Source organism: Neolewinella antarctica (assembly GCF_011927835.1).
Lineage (GTDB): Bacteria > Bacteroidota > Bacteroidia > Chitinophagales > Saprospiraceae > Neolewinella > Neolewinella antarctica.
The window spans coordinates 214671-229465 of record NZ_JAATJH010000001.1; the positions used below are offsets into that span (position 1 = coordinate 214671).

The 14795-nt window shown below is 54.2% G+C and carries 8 protein-coding genes; 4 read left to right on the forward strand and 4 right to left on the reverse strand.

Annotation, left to right across the window (positions count from 1 at the left end):
- Positions 1-5 precede the first annotated feature (5 nt).
- The gene (locus GGR27_RS00900; protein ID WP_168035517.1) at positions 6-758 is read left to right on the forward strand and encodes an enoyl-CoA hydratase-related protein; all 753 of its coding nucleotides are present in this window, start codon (positions 6-8) and stop codon (positions 756-758) included.
- 475 nt (positions 759-1233) lie between these two features.
- Here the strand turns inward: GGR27_RS00900 and GGR27_RS00905 are convergent, their stop codons facing one another.
- The 4 genes from GGR27_RS00905 to GGR27_RS00920 all read right to left on the reverse strand — a co-directional run bounded on the left by GGR27_RS00905 (position 1234) and on the right by GGR27_RS00920 (position 5640).
- Positions 1234-1968 carry a S24 family peptidase gene (locus GGR27_RS00905; RefSeq protein ID WP_168035518.1) on the reverse strand — a complete coding sequence of 245 codons (735 nt, stop codon included), beginning with the start codon at positions 1966-1968 and terminating at the stop codon, positions 1234-1236.
- Between the two features lie 177 nt (positions 1969-2145).
- Positions 2146-2883, reverse strand: a complete 738-nt coding sequence (gene kdsB / locus GGR27_RS00910) for a 3-deoxy-manno-octulosonate cytidylyltransferase (protein WP_168035519.1) — start codon at positions 2881-2883, stop codon at positions 2146-2148.
- An 84-nt stretch (positions 2884-2967) separates the two neighbouring features.
- Positions 2968-4365: a type III PLP-dependent enzyme domain-containing protein gene (locus GGR27_RS00915; protein ID WP_168035520.1), complete on the reverse strand. Its 1398-nt coding sequence runs from the start codon at positions 4363-4365 to the stop codon at positions 2968-2970.
- A 198-nt stretch (positions 4366-4563) separates the two neighbouring features.
- Positions 4564-5640, reverse strand: a complete 1077-nt coding sequence (locus tag GGR27_RS00920; RefSeq protein ID WP_168035521.1) for a metallophosphoesterase — start codon at positions 5638-5640, stop codon at positions 4564-4566.
- A 593-nt stretch (positions 5641-6233) separates the two neighbouring features.
- On the opposite strand from GGR27_RS00920, the gene gltB reads away from it, so the two are divergent.
- The 3 genes from gltB (at position 6234) to GGR27_RS00935 (ending at position 14606) form a co-directional block, all read left to right on the forward strand.
- Positions 6234-10781 (forward strand): glutamate synthase large subunit, encoded by a 4548-nt coding sequence (gene gltB / locus GGR27_RS00925; protein ID WP_168035522.1) that lies wholly within the window; start codon positions 6234-6236, stop codon positions 10779-10781.
- 104 nt (positions 10782-10885) lie between these two features.
- The gene (locus tag GGR27_RS00930; protein ID WP_168035523.1) at positions 10886-12364 is read left to right on the forward strand and encodes a glutamate synthase subunit beta; all 1479 of its coding nucleotides are present in this window, start codon (positions 10886-10888) and stop codon (positions 12362-12364) included.
- Between the two features lie 133 nt (positions 12365-12497).
- Entirely contained in the window at positions 12498-14606 is a 2109-nt protein-coding gene (locus GGR27_RS00935; protein ID WP_168035524.1) for a ComEA family DNA-binding protein, read from the forward strand.
- Positions 14607-14795: the final 189 nt, after the last annotated feature.

Genomic DNA, 14795 nt, shown 5'->3' on the forward strand with positions numbered 1-14795 from the left:
GGGATATGAATGTTACCATTAAGGATCATATCGCTACGGTCGACTTTGGCCGTCCCGAAGTAGCTAATAGCTTAGACGAAGCGGCTTGGAACGAACTGAAGGCCACATTTGAAAAGCTGGACCAGGACGACAGCGTGCGCGTTGTCGTTCTGACCGGAGCGGGGAAGAATTTTTGCTCGGGAATGGATCTCAGCGTACTTACCAGTCTGGCCAGCAGAATCGATCCGAATTCTCAAAATGTTGTCGGTGATCTGCAAACATTCATTCAGCACATCCAATCTTGCATAACCGCGATCGAGCGTTGTTCTAAACCAGTCATTGCCGTTGTCCAGGGCGCATGCATCGGTGGGGGAGTAGCGATTGCTACCGCCTGCGATATGATTTACTGCACGGACGATGCCTATTTCGTAGTAAAAGAAGTCGACTTCGGCATTGTGCCGGATATTGGTACGTTACAACGGCTACCTAAACTCATCTCACCGGGTTTAGCTGCCGAACTATCTTACACGGGGCGGAAATTAAAGTCCGAGGAGGCGCTATCTGCTGGCTTGGTAATTAAAGCTCTTCCTAGTGTCGATGAAGCTAGGGACGTAATAGCGGATATAGCGAAACAGATCGCGCAAAAAGATTCCAAAGTAATTACTGGAATCAAACGGCAATTAAAATTTGCCTCAGAAAATAGTGTGGATGATGGATTAGTTTCTGTCGCTGCTTACAGCGCAAAGCTTATGGTGAGTCGTATGATGGATTCTAAGTAAACTATGTCGTAAGTGTGTTAATTGTAAGTAGTGCTGCCCCATAGGTATGGGTTAATCTCTCACAAATAAATGTGAACTAAAGATTTAATTTTTTGAATTAAAAGCGGGTATTCTACACTCACCGCTGTATGCTTACTGCCTTCCTCTCCTCTCCTCCTTTCCCTTCCTCAACATCCTCCGGAAGCGGCGGAGCCAAATAAAAAACAGCTTATATCCCGTTCTAAAACCAAACTCCCGGCGCCAACCAAAGAGGTCAGGCCAGGAGACAAAACAAAAAACAGCAGCTGGTAACGGTAAGGAGAATCACCCAAAAATGAGTGAACGACCATACCGTGGATTATTGCTTGAGTGAAACGCACGTACCGTGCGTCGAACCCTCACTAATCTTTTGCTACGGACACAAAATTTACTCATCTCACGACGGGAAATGCCTTGTATCTGCTTGGTATTGGGGTAATCTTGGCCCGGTGTAAGATCAGACTTCGCTGACGCGACGCACAACCTCGAACAGTTCGGTCGACATATCGACGTCTTCCACGAAGGGATCATACTCCAGGTAATTCGCGGAGATCAACTTCAGCTGAATTACCCGGCGACCACTCTTGTCGTAAATCTTGTGAACGTACTTGATCCAAATCCGACCGTTGTGCCGAACGGCATAAATGCGGTTGTCCTTGATCTGGTTGATGCTGTCGACGCGCTTACAGATAACGGTATCACCGTTGTTGATCACGGGTTCCATGGAGTTACCCGAGATTGGGAAAGCAACGTAGCCGCTACCAGAAATACCGGGTAGACGGAAGAAGTCATTCCGCTCGCTAGTGAAACTGTCACTGTCGATGGACGTACCGGCAAAAGCTTCCGTAGTCGTATACAGAATGTTGAGGCTCACGTCAGAGTCGGGTAATTCGACGGGCGTAGGCAGTTCGTGACCGAAAGCTTTGCCATCACCCTCGAGGAGGTAGCTGTGGTTTACGCCGTACTCGTTGCAGACGCGGCGGGCTTGTTCGTAATTGATGCAACGCTTGTCGTCATCATTGAGGTAGGCACGGACGATGTGTCCGTAGGAGCGGTTGTTGAGAATACGTTTGGCAAAGTCACCAAGTCCACGACCGTTCCGGTCGTTCTTGATAATCTTTCCCCTTTCTTCAAGAATCGTAAAAACATTCTTAAAACGCTCGTTCAACTCCCGGCGATCATTAGTAATCATGTGTGGTATCAGTTGTTTATGCTAGCAAATTAAAACAATTCCACCATGCCCCGCAAACTTTCCACCATTTTTCTTCAAATTTTCTGTTTATTTCGTCAAAATCGCCCGCTTTTGTTGTTAAATACAGTCTGTGTTGGATATTTCTGACTTACAACATTATAGAAATACTCAAACCATTTATTCGTTAAATCGCAATTCTGCCGCCAAAAGGTCAGCCGGCGTATCGATACCAAATGCGGGCATATCCGTCACCGAAACCTGTACGTTCAACCCGTTCTCCAGCCACCGCAATTGCTCCAGAGATTCCGCATTTTCAAGGTCCGTCTTTTCCATGGTGGCTAGTTGAGCCAACACTTTCACTCGATAAGCGTAAAGACCTAAGTGTTGATAGTGCTTTTGCGCCCGTAGCCACTGTCCAACGGGCACGTCCCGCAAATATGGAATGCCGTGGCGGCTGAAGTACAGCGCCCGTCCGGCTTTGTCAAATACTACTTTGACTACGTTGGGTGACAACAACGATCGCTCCTCTTCGATTCGATGAGCGAGGGTAGCGATCTCCACGCTGGGTGTTTCGAAGCACTTAATCAGTTGATCTATTTGCCTCGGGTCAATAAAGGGCTCGTCCCCTTGTACGTTAATCACGATCTCCGCACTAGGGTAGTGCGCGGCTGCTTCCGCCACCCGGTCCGTCCCACTAGGGTGATCGTCGCGCGTCATCACCACCTCCCCACCAAAAGATTGGACGTGATCGAAGATGCGCTGGTCGTCCGTCGCCACCACCACTTGATCCACCAGTGAACTACTCAATACCTGCTCATAGACCCGACTAATCATCGTCCGCCCCCCCAAAACCGCAAGTGGTTTTCCAGGAAATCGCGTACTAGCGTATCGCGCGGGAATAACGGCAAGAATCATAATCACTGAAATTAATGTCCAAATGTACTAGGTTCCTACCGCCTACTTAACTACCGCCTACCGCCTACTAGCCTAATAAATTCCTTAGTAACCCAAAATAGAAAGCATACTCTCCGCCGTCTGCTGCGGATATAAGACCCGGTCCACCAAGTTACCGGCATCGTCCAGGTCAATCACGATGTGTTGCGGGCTGGGGATCATGCAGTGTTTGATTCCACCAAATCCACTGATGCTATCTTGATACGCACCGGTGTGGAAAAAGCCGAGGTACAATGCTTCCTCATCGTCCGGCTTGTTGACCGGTAGGTAAACCTGGCTTTCGTGAATTTCACTGTTGTAATAATCCGAATTGTCGCAACTCAGGCCACCAATATTTACCCGGCGGTAATCGTGGTCCCACTTGTTGACGGGCAACAGGATAAATCGCTCGCCGATGCCCCAGGCATCCGGTAGGGTAGTCATCAGCGAGTTATCGATCATGTACCACATCTCGCTGTCGTTCTGCTGCTTCTGCTCCAGCACCGAGAAAATGGTCGCGCCGCTTTCCCCGACGGTGTACTTACCGAACTCCGTAAAGATGTCCGGCTCGGGGACCTCCATCTCTTCGCAGGCTTCCAGCACGTTGGAAACGATCTCGCGGACCATGTATTTGTAGTCAAACTCAAAACCGAGGCTGTTTCGAATCGGCATGCCACCACCAATGTTCAGTGAATCTAACGCCGGGCTCTCTTGTTTGAGTTCGCAGTAGAGGCGGACGGCTTTCTTCAACTCTCCCCAGTAGTAAAGGCTGTCTTTGATGCCCGTATCCACGAAGAAGTGCAGCATCCGGAGTTTGTATTTTGGGTTGTCCCTAATACGCTCCCGGAAAAGTGGGAGTACGTCCGCCGCCCGCAGGCCGAGCCGGCTGGTGTAGAATTCGAAGTTCGGCTCTTCTTCCGTCGCCACGCGAATACCGATGTTCGCCGTGCCCACCACGTGTTTTTCGTAGTAGTCGAGCTCGTGCGCGTTATCGACTACGGGGATCACGTTCGTGAAGCCATCGTTAATCAGCCCCGTAATGCCACGTAAGTAGCTATATGGCTTGAAGCCATTGCAGACGATAATGATGTCTTTCTTAATCTTGCCGCGTTCGTGTAGCCGCCGGATGAGGCTTACGTCGTAGGCGGAACTGATTTCGAGCTGTACGCCGTGGTCCAGAGCTTCTTCAACAACGTGGGCGAAGTGAGAGCTTTTGGTACAGTAACAATAATGATACTTACCGCTGTACCCCTGCGAGCGCATCGCGCGGCTAAACAGGTTTCGGGCCTGCTTAATCTTGCGGCCGATACTCGGTAAGTAGGTAAGCTTCAGTGGCGTTCCGTACTTCCGGATCAAGTAGATGAGCGGAATGTTGTTGAAAGTTAAATAGCCATTTTCCAAGTCAAATCCACTCTGCGGAAAATAGAACGTCTGATCGATGAGATCAAAGTATTTGTTAGCCAACGGTACTAGTTTTTTGGGAAATGCGAAGGTAAGCTTTTGCCAGACCACTCATAAACTCGTCGATCCGTAACAAGATCAAAGTGGTACAATAAAGACGGTAGTAGGCAGTGAAACGAAACTAATTAACGGTAAAGGGGCGCGGACGCAGGTGCAAAGAAGTACGGTAAGAGCGAACTCAGGCGCGACTTTCCACCGGCACTACTTTGTCAGTTCGATGTCCAGTACTTCACCGGTAAGTGTGCCCCGGCGAAATATACCGTCCTCGATTAACAGTAACTCCCCCACGGAACCAAACTTGATACTGGAATCCACGGCAAATACCCGGTTCCCAAAGAATCCTTTAATGGCGCTGAAGGAGGTATGGCCGACTACCAAGTGATCCGCCTCCAGCTTGCGAAGAATCCGGTCGATGTCCCTGCGGGAAAAATCCCGGTCCTGAAAATATCCGCGGTACCAGAGGGGACCGTTGCGCCCGTGTAGCAGCTCGAGGTTACTAGAACCCATTGCCGCCAGGTTAGGATTATGGTTCATTAGATATTCGTGGTAGGTATCGTTGATCTCCTTGAGCCCGCCGACCTTCTTCACCACGTCACTACTGAAGCCACCGTGTACGTACACGACGTTGTTCACTTTCACGGACAGCGGCAGTGTACGTAGCCATTTACCTAGGTGGGTTTCCTGACCGTACAGATTCTGGTAAGTTGTCTTTAGGAGCGAACTGGTTTTGAGGTAACGTTCGTTGACGTAGCGCACGTCGCCCTCCATGACCATTGTCTCGTGGTTGCCGAGTAAAAAGTGTACCCTGCCACCGGCCAACGCAGCCTGTTGCTCCAGGTGATAGATCAGCCAGAGCATTGCGTTCACCTGATCTCCCCGGTCGAAGACGTCACCAACGATGACCAGGTGGCCGTCCTCAAAAATCCAATTTTCGTTTTCATCAATGATTCCGTTAGCCAACAGAAGTTTGCGGGCCACGGGGTACTGGCCGTGGATGTCACTCAGGGCAGCTACGCGCTTGACCCGGTCGTAAGTGATGCACTCCTTGCGTACGAAATCCCGATCGGGGTCAAAAGTTTCGGCGTGGAAACCGGCAAACGTCGGCAGCGCTTCCCCCCAGCGGGCTTCGTCTTTGCGGCCCTCTTCCGGGAAGGTCCAGTGCACCATTGGCAGTCCACCGGTATAGGTGATGTAAGGTCCGTCGATCTCCGCTTCCTGTGCTGAGACTACGCAGGTCGCGAGAAGTAAAAGTAGCAGGACGGATAATGGGCGATACAAAGTGATGTGTTTGAGTACCGTCCTAACCGAATTAACCGGTTAACGGTTTGTTATAACTCAAATTATGACGGTAAATCGTCTTCGGGTTGGCTAACCCATTGGGCTAGGAGCCGTAATTCTTTTGTTGCTACTTATCTAACCGGCACTCTTCCCCGAAAAACTCGGCACCCGCGACCGCGCACTTCTTAACAACAGGATTTTTAAAATCTGGCCGACCAAAATTTAAATTCCGGGCAGTACCGACCGTCTCCGAAGCAAACAATGGCATTCTTGTGACACAAATTACAAGACTTTAAATAGTTTGTATTTTATTAGAAAAGAAGAATATAAAGTGGTAAAATAAAGATATTGCCATCTAAAATAGTTGGTGATTGCAAACTGTGTCAGGAAATTCGATCTACAGTACCAGCGGTAGATACAAATTCCTACCCAGAACCAGGGGAAAAGCGTTACAACCTTGATATATTACCGTTCCCTAAAGCAAGTCAGTTACACCACTTCTCCCGGCTGACTAATCGAATCCGACCAACACAAGATTAGTTCTTAACAATGTCCCTCCGGCGTCCCGCCGGGTGCGGCATCTAACTTGCTATATGCGCTACGTTGACAACACGCCCAAATCACAGGGTCTCTACACGCCCCACCTCGAATCCGATGCCTGCGGCACGGGCTTCGTCGCCAATCTGAGTGGTGAGGCAACGCACAAGATCGTCAGTGACGCGCTCACCATGCTCGTCGCCATGGAGCACCGCGGCGCCTGTGGTTGTGAACCGAACTCCGGTGACGGCGCAGGTATCCTCACGCAAATCCCACACGAGTTTTTCGTTAAAAAGCTAGGGTCGAAGGGGAAAACGTTGCCCGCTAGCGGAAAATACGGCGTCGGTATGCTTTTCATGCCGCGAGAGAAGCAACTCGCCGAGCGCTGCCTGTTCCTGTTCGAGGATTATGCGGATGAGATGGGCTTCGACCTGATCCACTACCGCAAGGTGCCGACCGACCACGAAGAAGTCGGACCGACCAGCCGCAGCGTCGAGCCGCGCTTCCAGCAAGTATTCGTGCAGCCGCGTACGGAAATGGAGCCGGCCGCACTGGAACGCCGCCTTTACATTTTGCGGAAGTTTGCGACCCACAAGATTCACTTGACGTTTCCGGAGACGCGCGACCAGTTTTACATCGCGAGCTTTAGCTACAAAACAATCATCTATAAAGGACAGCTCACGACCTGGCAACTGCTGGGTTACTACACTGATTTGCAGGACATCGACTACAAATCCGCAATCGCCCTGGTCCACAGCCGCTTTTCTACAAATACCGTTCCGAAATGGAAGCTAGCGCAACCCTTCCGGATGATTGCCCACAACGGGGAAATCAACACGATCCAGGGCAACGTGAACTGGTGGAAGTCAAAGGAAAGCCTGATTCGGGAGACGTCGAAGTTCACCGCGGATGAACTCGATAAGGTGTACCCCGTCTGCGGTACGGGGCTTTCTGATTCGGCCAACTTCGACAACGTGCTCGAATTTCTTACGCTCAACGGCGTCAGCATCCCGCACGCACTGATGATGATGGTGCCCGAGGCCTGGCAGCACGACGAACTCATGCCGGACTACAAGCGCGCGTTTTACGAGTACACCAAAGGGTTGATGGAACCCTGGGACGGCCCCGCCTCCATCTGTTTCACCGACGGCATCCTCGTCGGTGCGACGCTCGACCGCAACGGTTTGCGCCCCAGCCGCTGGTGCCTCATGGAAGACAACACCTTGATTGTTGCCTCGGAAGCGGGTGCCTTGCCGGTGGACCAGAGCAAAGTCGTTCAGAAAGGTCGCCTACAACCCGGGCGCATTCTCGTGGCTGACCTTCAGGAGCACCGCATCATTGGCGACGAAGAACTCAAGGCGACGATTTGTAAACGCCTGCCTTACCGGGAGTGGCTGGACGAAAACCGGGTCCATATTGAAAAATTACCCCTCCGCCGCCGCGCTGGCGTGAGCATGGACGAGAAGACGCTTTTCCAACGCCTACAACTGTTCGGCTACACCAAGGAAGACCTCAACTTTTTGTTGGAGCCGATGATCAAGGGCAAGAAAGACCCCATCGGGTCGATGGGGGCAGATACGCCACTCGCCGCGCTGAGCCTACAGAGCCAGCACGTGGCCAACTACTTCAAACAGCTATTCGCGCAAGTCACCAATCCGCCGATCGACCCCATCCGGGAGCGGAGCGTGATGTCGCTCTACGCCATGCTGGGGGATACGGGTAACATAACCGAAGTAACTCCGGAGAACGCGAAAAACATCCACCTCGATTCTCCCGTGCTGACCAACAACCAGATGAAGTCGCTCAAGGAGCTCCACCATCCGGATTTCCGGTCGGGTTTCATCGACATCGTGTTCAAGACGGACGGCCAGGCCGGTCGCCTCCACGCCGCCATCGAACACATTAAGGCGCAGGCTGAGAGCATGGTCCGTTCCGGCTACAACATTTTAATCATTTCCGACCGGGCCGCCAACAGTTCCAACGCACCCGTGCCCTCCCTGCTGGCTACCGGGGCGGTGCACCACCACCTGGTGGAGCTCGGTCTGCGGGCGAAAACAAGCATCGTCGTCGAGGCGGGCGACGTCAGGGAAACGCACCACTTCGCCACGTTGATTGGCTACGGTGCGAGTGCCATCAACCCCTACCTCACCTACGCGGCCCTTTCCGACCTGCACAGCACCGGCGTATTCGACGAGGAGGAAATGGAACGAAAAGAAGTGCTGAAAATTTACCGCAAAGCCGTCGGCAAGGGAATTTTGAAGATCATGTCGAAGATTGGTATCTCCACGCTGCAATCTTACCAGGGCGCACAGATTTTCGAGATTGTCGGCTTAAATCACAAAGTGGTCAACGAATGCTTCCGTGGTTCCATCAGCCGTATCGAGGGTGTCGGCTACGATGGGTTGGCACTGGAAGTGCTGGTGCGTCACCGGCTTGCCTACCCCGACAAGCCCGTCGCAAACCCTAAGCTCGAAGTCGGTGGCGTGTACCAGTGGAAACGCCGCGGCGAAGCCCATACTTTCAACCCCAAAAGCATCCACTACCTCCAGATCGCCGCACGCAAGAACGATCCGGAAGCCTACGAAAAGTACAAAGACACGATTAACGACCAAACGCAGAAAGCCCTGACCCTACGGGGTTTGCTGGCCTTCCGGAAGGGAAACCCGATCCCCATCGAGGAGGTAGAACCGGCGGAGGACATCATGCGTCGTTTCGCTACCGGGGCCATGTCGTTCGGGTCGATTAGCTGGGAGGCACACACAACGCTTGCCATTGCCATGAACCGCATCGGCGCCAAATCAAACTCCGGCGAAGGGGGAGAGGATAGCATTCGGTACCAAGTCGACGAGAAGGGGCGCAACATGCGCTCGGCCATCAAGCAGGTGGCGTCAGGGCGGTTCGGCGTGACGAGTTACTACCTCACCAACGCCGATGAGATTCAGATTAAGATGGCGCAGGGTGCGAAGCCCGGCGAGGGCGGACAGTTGCCCGGCCACAAAGTCGACGACTGGATCGGTCGCGTGCGTAACTCTACGCCCGGGGTTGATTTGATCTCGCCGCCGCCCCACCACGATATCTATTCCATCGAGGATCTATCGCAGCTAATCTTCGATCTAAAAAACGCTAACCGGCGCGCGCGGATTAACGTCAAGCTGGTCTCCAAAGCAGGTGTGGGAATCATTGCTTCGGGCGTGGCGAAGGCCAAGGCCGACGCCATCCTGATCGCCGGCCACGACGGCGGAACGGGGGCATCCCCCCTGAGTTCCATCCGCCACGCCGGGCTTCCCTGGGAACTCGGCCTCGCCGAAACTCACCAGACCCTGGTACGGAATAAGTTACGCGACCGGGTCGTCCTGCAAACGGATGGCCAGATTCGCACCGGCCGTGACCTGGTCATCGCGACGCTACTTGGTGCGGAGGAATACGGAGTTGCCACCGCGGCCCTCGTTGTCGAAGGCTGCATCATGATGCGCAAGTGTCACGTGAATACTTGCCCCGTCGGCATTGCCACCCAGAACCCGGAACTACGCAAGCGCTTCACGGGAGACCCCGACCACGTCATCAACTTCTTCCGCTTCCTGGCCGAGGACATGCGTAGCATCATGGCGGAGTTGGGTTACCGAACGATTACGGAGATGGTCGGCAAAGTCGAGCACCTCAAAGTAAACAGCGAGGCGGACCACTGGAAATACCGCGCCCTCGATCTGAGCCCGATCCTGTACAAAGAGATTGCGGACGAAACGGTCGGTGTGTACCACAAAATCGATCAGGACCACGGGCTCGGCAACGTTCTCGATCGGCAACTGATCGCGCTGGCGAAACCCGCCCTGGAAGAAATCGAGCCCGTCACGGGGGAGTTCGCCATCATCAACACGGACCGGGCGGTCGGGACGATGCTATCCAACGAAATCAGCCGGCGGTTTCACGGCGAAGGCCTGCCCGACGGTACGATCAAGTATCACTTTCGCGGGTCGGCGGGTCAGACGTTCGGTGGCTTCGGTGCGAAAGGAATCGAATTTTTGCTGGAGGGGGAGTCGAATGACTACTTCGGTAAGGGCCTGAGTGGCGCCCGTTTGATCGTCGTCCCGGACCGGACTTCCAGATTCGACCCGCACGAAAACATCATTATCGGCAACGTTGCCTTCTACGGCGCGACTTCCGGGGAAGCCTACATCAAAGGCCAGGCCGGCGAGCGCTTTGCCGTCCGGAACTCCGGCGTTAAAGCGGTCGTCGAGGGCGTTGGCGATCACGGATGTGAATACATGACCGGGGGGGTAGTCGTCGTCCTGGGGGCGTCGGGCAAGAACTTCGGTGCTGGAATGTCGGGAGGAATGGCGTACGTCTACGACGCGAAAAAAGACTTTGCGACGAAGATGAACGACGACATGGCGGACATCGAATTACTAAATGACTTCGATCGGCAACTACTGAAGCAAATGGTAGAAAACCACCGGGCGTACACGAGCTCCAAAACCGCGGTGGATATGCTCAAAAATTGGGAGCTTGAACTGGGTAATTTCGTCAAAGTTATGCCGCGCGATTATAAGCGCGTACTCGCCGAGAAAGAAATGCAGCCCGACATTCAGATTGCCATTCCGGCCTAATTTAATCCAAGCTACCAGTCGGTATTCATCACGTGACCTGGTGAATACGCCAGCGTAGCGAGTGGGAAACCTCACCTGAGATTCAGGACATAAAACAACTAACCATGCCTAAGCACAGCGGATTTTTGCGTACCACCCGGGAACTTCCCGGCAAGCGACCCATCAGTGAGCGTAAACTCGACTGGAAGGAGTTGTACGAACCGATGGCGGAGGAGAAAACGATCTCCCAGGCGAGCCGCTGTATGGATTGCGGGGTGCCCTTCTGCCACAACGGCTGCCCGCTGGGTAACATCATCCCCGAGTTCAACGATGCCGTTTACGATGAAGACTGGCTACTGGCTTATGAGATATTGAGTGAGACGAATAATTTCCCAGAATTCACGGGGCGAATCTGCCCCGCTCCCTGTGAGACGGCTTGCGTCCTGGGCATCAACCAGCCACCCGTCGCCATCGAGCACATCGAGAAAAGCATCATCGAAGAAGCCTTTAAACGCGGGTACGCCCGGCCCGCGCCGCCGACGTCCCGCACGGGTAAAAAGGTGGCCGTCGTGGGCTCCGGTCCGGCGGGGCTGGCCGCCGCCGCGCAGCTCAACAAAGCCGGCCACAGCGTTACGGTGTACGAACGCAACAGCCGCATCGGCGGGCTACTGCGGTACGGCATTCCCGATTTCAAGCTGGAAAAGGAGGTAATCGACCGCCGCATCGAGCTAATGGCCGCGGAGGGCATCACTTTTACAGTGAACGCTGACGTCGGGGGTAACGTCGACGTGAAGCAACTCATGCGGGACACGGACGCCATCGTCCTGGCCGGTGGATCGACCGTCCCGCGCGATATTCCGGCTCTGGGTCGGCAATTTCAGGGCGTTCATTTTGCGATGGAGTTCCTGGAACAAAACAATAAGCGCGTAGCGGGCGACGACCTGACCGGACTGGCCGAAATTCACGCGAAGGGTAGAAACGTAGTCGTTATCGGCGGCGGTGACACTGGAGCGGACTGCGTCGGAACGAGTAATCGCCACGGAGCCAAGTCCGTCACCCAAATAGAGATCATGGCCATGCCCCCCACCGAGCGGGACGTAAACAACTGGCCGAACTGGCCGATGGTCCTGCGTACTTCTACTTCCCACGAGGAGGGTTGCGAACGGGAGTTTGCCGTGCTGACCGAAGAATTTCTCGGTGACGAAGAGGGGAAACTCAGGGCCATCCGCACGGTCAACATTCGCTGGGGAAAGGACCAGACGGGTAAAAATAAGTTCGTCAAGATTCCGGATACGGAGCGGGAAATCCCGTGCGAAATCTTGCTCATCGCCGCCGGCTTTATGCACCCCCAGCACGAGGGTCTACTGGACAAACTGGGCGTCGGACTGGATAGCCGCCGGAACGTGGCGGCAAGTCCGGAGCACAATTACCAGACGAGCGTCCCCAAAGTTTTCGCCGCCGGCGATATGCGCCGGGGCCAGAGCTTGGTGGTCTGGGCCATCAGTGAGGGGCGGGAATGCGCCCGGTCGGTCGATGCCTTCTTAATGGGTGGGGAATCTGTCCTGGAGCGAAAAGACGGTGGCCGGCTGGCGTTGCAAGTTTAGGGGGACCTACGGCGAAACTTTTCCTACGTAAAATTCCCCTGCACCCGCGACCGCGCAACTCAAACAACACGCTCGAAAATTATCGGTTATTTACGTGGCGATTCAAACAACGTATGGAACTTATCTTTAAGCCATGCGCCTACCGACGTTACTCGTGCTCCTTTACTGCTTGTCAACTTCTCTGCTTGCGCAAATAGATTCCTCCAGCGTTGACGACCCGACCGATCTACTGGAACAACTGATCGAAGACGAAGCAACCAACGGCGGCGAGGAAACGGACGAATTCGAGTTCAACGCCGCCTTTGACATCCTGCAGGCCTACGTAAAACGACCGCTGGACCTCAACCGCGCGACGTACGACGAGTTACTCGAAATGCTCCTGCTGACGCCGATCCAGATCAACCAGCTGCTCGACTACCGGGAGCGGATGGGCGGTTTCATCAGTCAGTTCGAACTGCAGGTGATCCCAAGTATCGATCTGGCCACGATCCGCCGCATCTTACCCTACGTACGGGTGGGGAATGGCGAACTCGATGACGCAAAGATTTCTTTGAAAAGAATGCTGGCCGAAGGCGATCGGGAGCTCTACGTGCGCTGGCAGCGAAGACTGGAGCGCGGTCGCGGGTACAAGCTTGGTCCGGATGACGGGCGCAGTTTTTACCTGGGTAGCCCAGACAGAATTTACACCCGCTTCCGGCAGAAGTACGGCACGAAAATGAGCTTCGGCGTGACCGCCGAAAAAGATCCCGGTGAAGCATTTTTTTCGGAAAACAACGCAAAACGTGGGTTCGACTACTACAGCGCGCACTTCTACCTTAAAGACATTAACCGCCGCGTCAAGGCCGTCGCCGTTGGGGACTACACCGTGAGTTTCGGGCAGGGGCTCATCCTCTACACGGGGTTCGGTTTTGGCAAGAGTGCCCAGACGACAAACGTCGCCAGGGGAGGGCAGACGCTGCGGCCGTACACGAGCGTGAGCGAGTTCAACTTTCTGCGGGGAGTAGCCACCACTTTAGCCTTTGGCCCCAAAGTAGAACTGACCGTATTCGGTAGCCGGCGCGGGCGGACGGCTAATCTCGTTTCTCCGCTGGACACGCTGGAGCTCGATCAAGACTTCCTCGGCGTCACGTCGCTCAACACAACCGGCCTGAACCGCACCCCCGGCGAGGTGGAAGACCGCAATTCCGTGTTTCAAACCAGTTACGGCGCTAGCCTGCGCTACGTTCCCAACCAGCGATTATCACTCGGATTCAACCTCCTGGGCGAAAGCCTGAGCCGCCCGCTGGAACTGCGGCAACGGCTGTACAACCGATTCTACTTCCGGGGCACGGACCTGCAAAACGCCAGTGTAGACTATCGGTACCGCTACCGGAACTTTACGCTGTTCGGGGAAGTGGCCGGCTCGGACAACGGTGCCACGGCCATGCTGCACGGACTGATGGTCGGGCTCAATCGTTACGCAGACTTCAGCATCGTTTACCGCAACTACGACTTCGATTACCAAACACTCAACGCGCGGCCGTTCGGGGAGCGGAGTGGCGGACGCAACGAAGAAGGTCTCTATTTCGGCGTGGAAGTGCGTCCGGGAAAAGACTGGCGGGTCAATGCGTACTACGATATCTTCCGGTTTCCGTACTTCAGCTTCCAGGTGAACGGTCCGGACGCGGGGCATGAGTACCGCTTGCGCGTTAGCTACAGCCAGAAGCGAAAGTTAGATAGTTACGTAGAAGTCCGGTCCGAAACCCGGGGCGTGAATGGTATTCCGGTCGAGTTCAGTAATCTGGACGCAATCGTACCCAGGACGCGCTTCCAGGGCCGCCTGCACTTTGGCTACACGTTGAGTCGACAACTCCAGTGGCGCAGCCGCTTCGATTTCGGTTTTACGGACGTCGAGCGGGAGGAGCGGCAACGCGGCTTTACTATTCTCCAGGACTTAATCTACAAGCCCCTCGGCCCGTGGAGCATCACCGGCCGCTTCGCCGTGTTCGATACGGACGGATTCGACGTGCGCTTCTACCAGTACGAAAACGGGCTGCTCTACAATGCACGCATTATTCCACTTTACGGGCGGGGGACGCGCACTTTTCTTTTGGTGCGCTACAAAGGCATTCGTAAACTGACGCTGGAGGCGCGTGTCGCACAGACCTTTTTCACGGATGGGCGCGAGGTGGGTACGGGGCTGGAAGCCACTGGAGGGAGTAGCCGGACCGACGTTGGCGCGCAGGTGGTGTGGCGGTTTTGAGATGTAAGATCTCCGTTAATCTTTCATTAATTGTGGCGGAAGGTTTAGTAGCGTGAGTAGGGAGGATCGGGTTTATGGATCACAAAAGGCACAAAAGAAGACAGAAGCACAAAAGGCTGGTGTAGCTGCCTTGATCGCGAAGTAAATTCTGTGTTTTCTTTCCCTTTTGTGCTTTATGTGTTGAAAAAA

What these genes read in the sequence shown, in the direction of transcription:
- GGR27_RS00900 (WP_168035517.1), top strand. Translation starts at nt 6, where the DNA reads ATGAATGTTACCATTAAGGATCATATCGCTACGGTCGACTTTGGCCGT.
- GGR27_RS00905 (WP_168035518.1), bottom strand. Translation starts at nt 1,968, where the DNA reads ATGATTACTAATGATCGCCGGGAGTTGAACGAGCGTTTTAAGAATGTT.
- kdsB (WP_168035519.1), bottom strand. Translation starts at nt 2,883, where the DNA reads ATGATTCTTGCCGTTATTCCCGCGCGATACGCTAGTACGCGATTTCCT.
- gltB (WP_168035522.1), top strand. Translation starts at nt 6,234, where the DNA reads ATGCGCTACGTTGACAACACGCCCAAATCACAGGGTCTCTACACGCCC.
- GGR27_RS00930 (WP_168035523.1), top strand. Translation starts at nt 10,886, where the DNA reads ATGCCTAAGCACAGCGGATTTTTGCGTACCACCCGGGAACTTCCCGGC.
- GGR27_RS00935 (WP_168035524.1), top strand. Translation starts at nt 12,498, where the DNA reads ATGCGCCTACCGACGTTACTCGTGCTCCTTTACTGCTTGTCAACTTCT.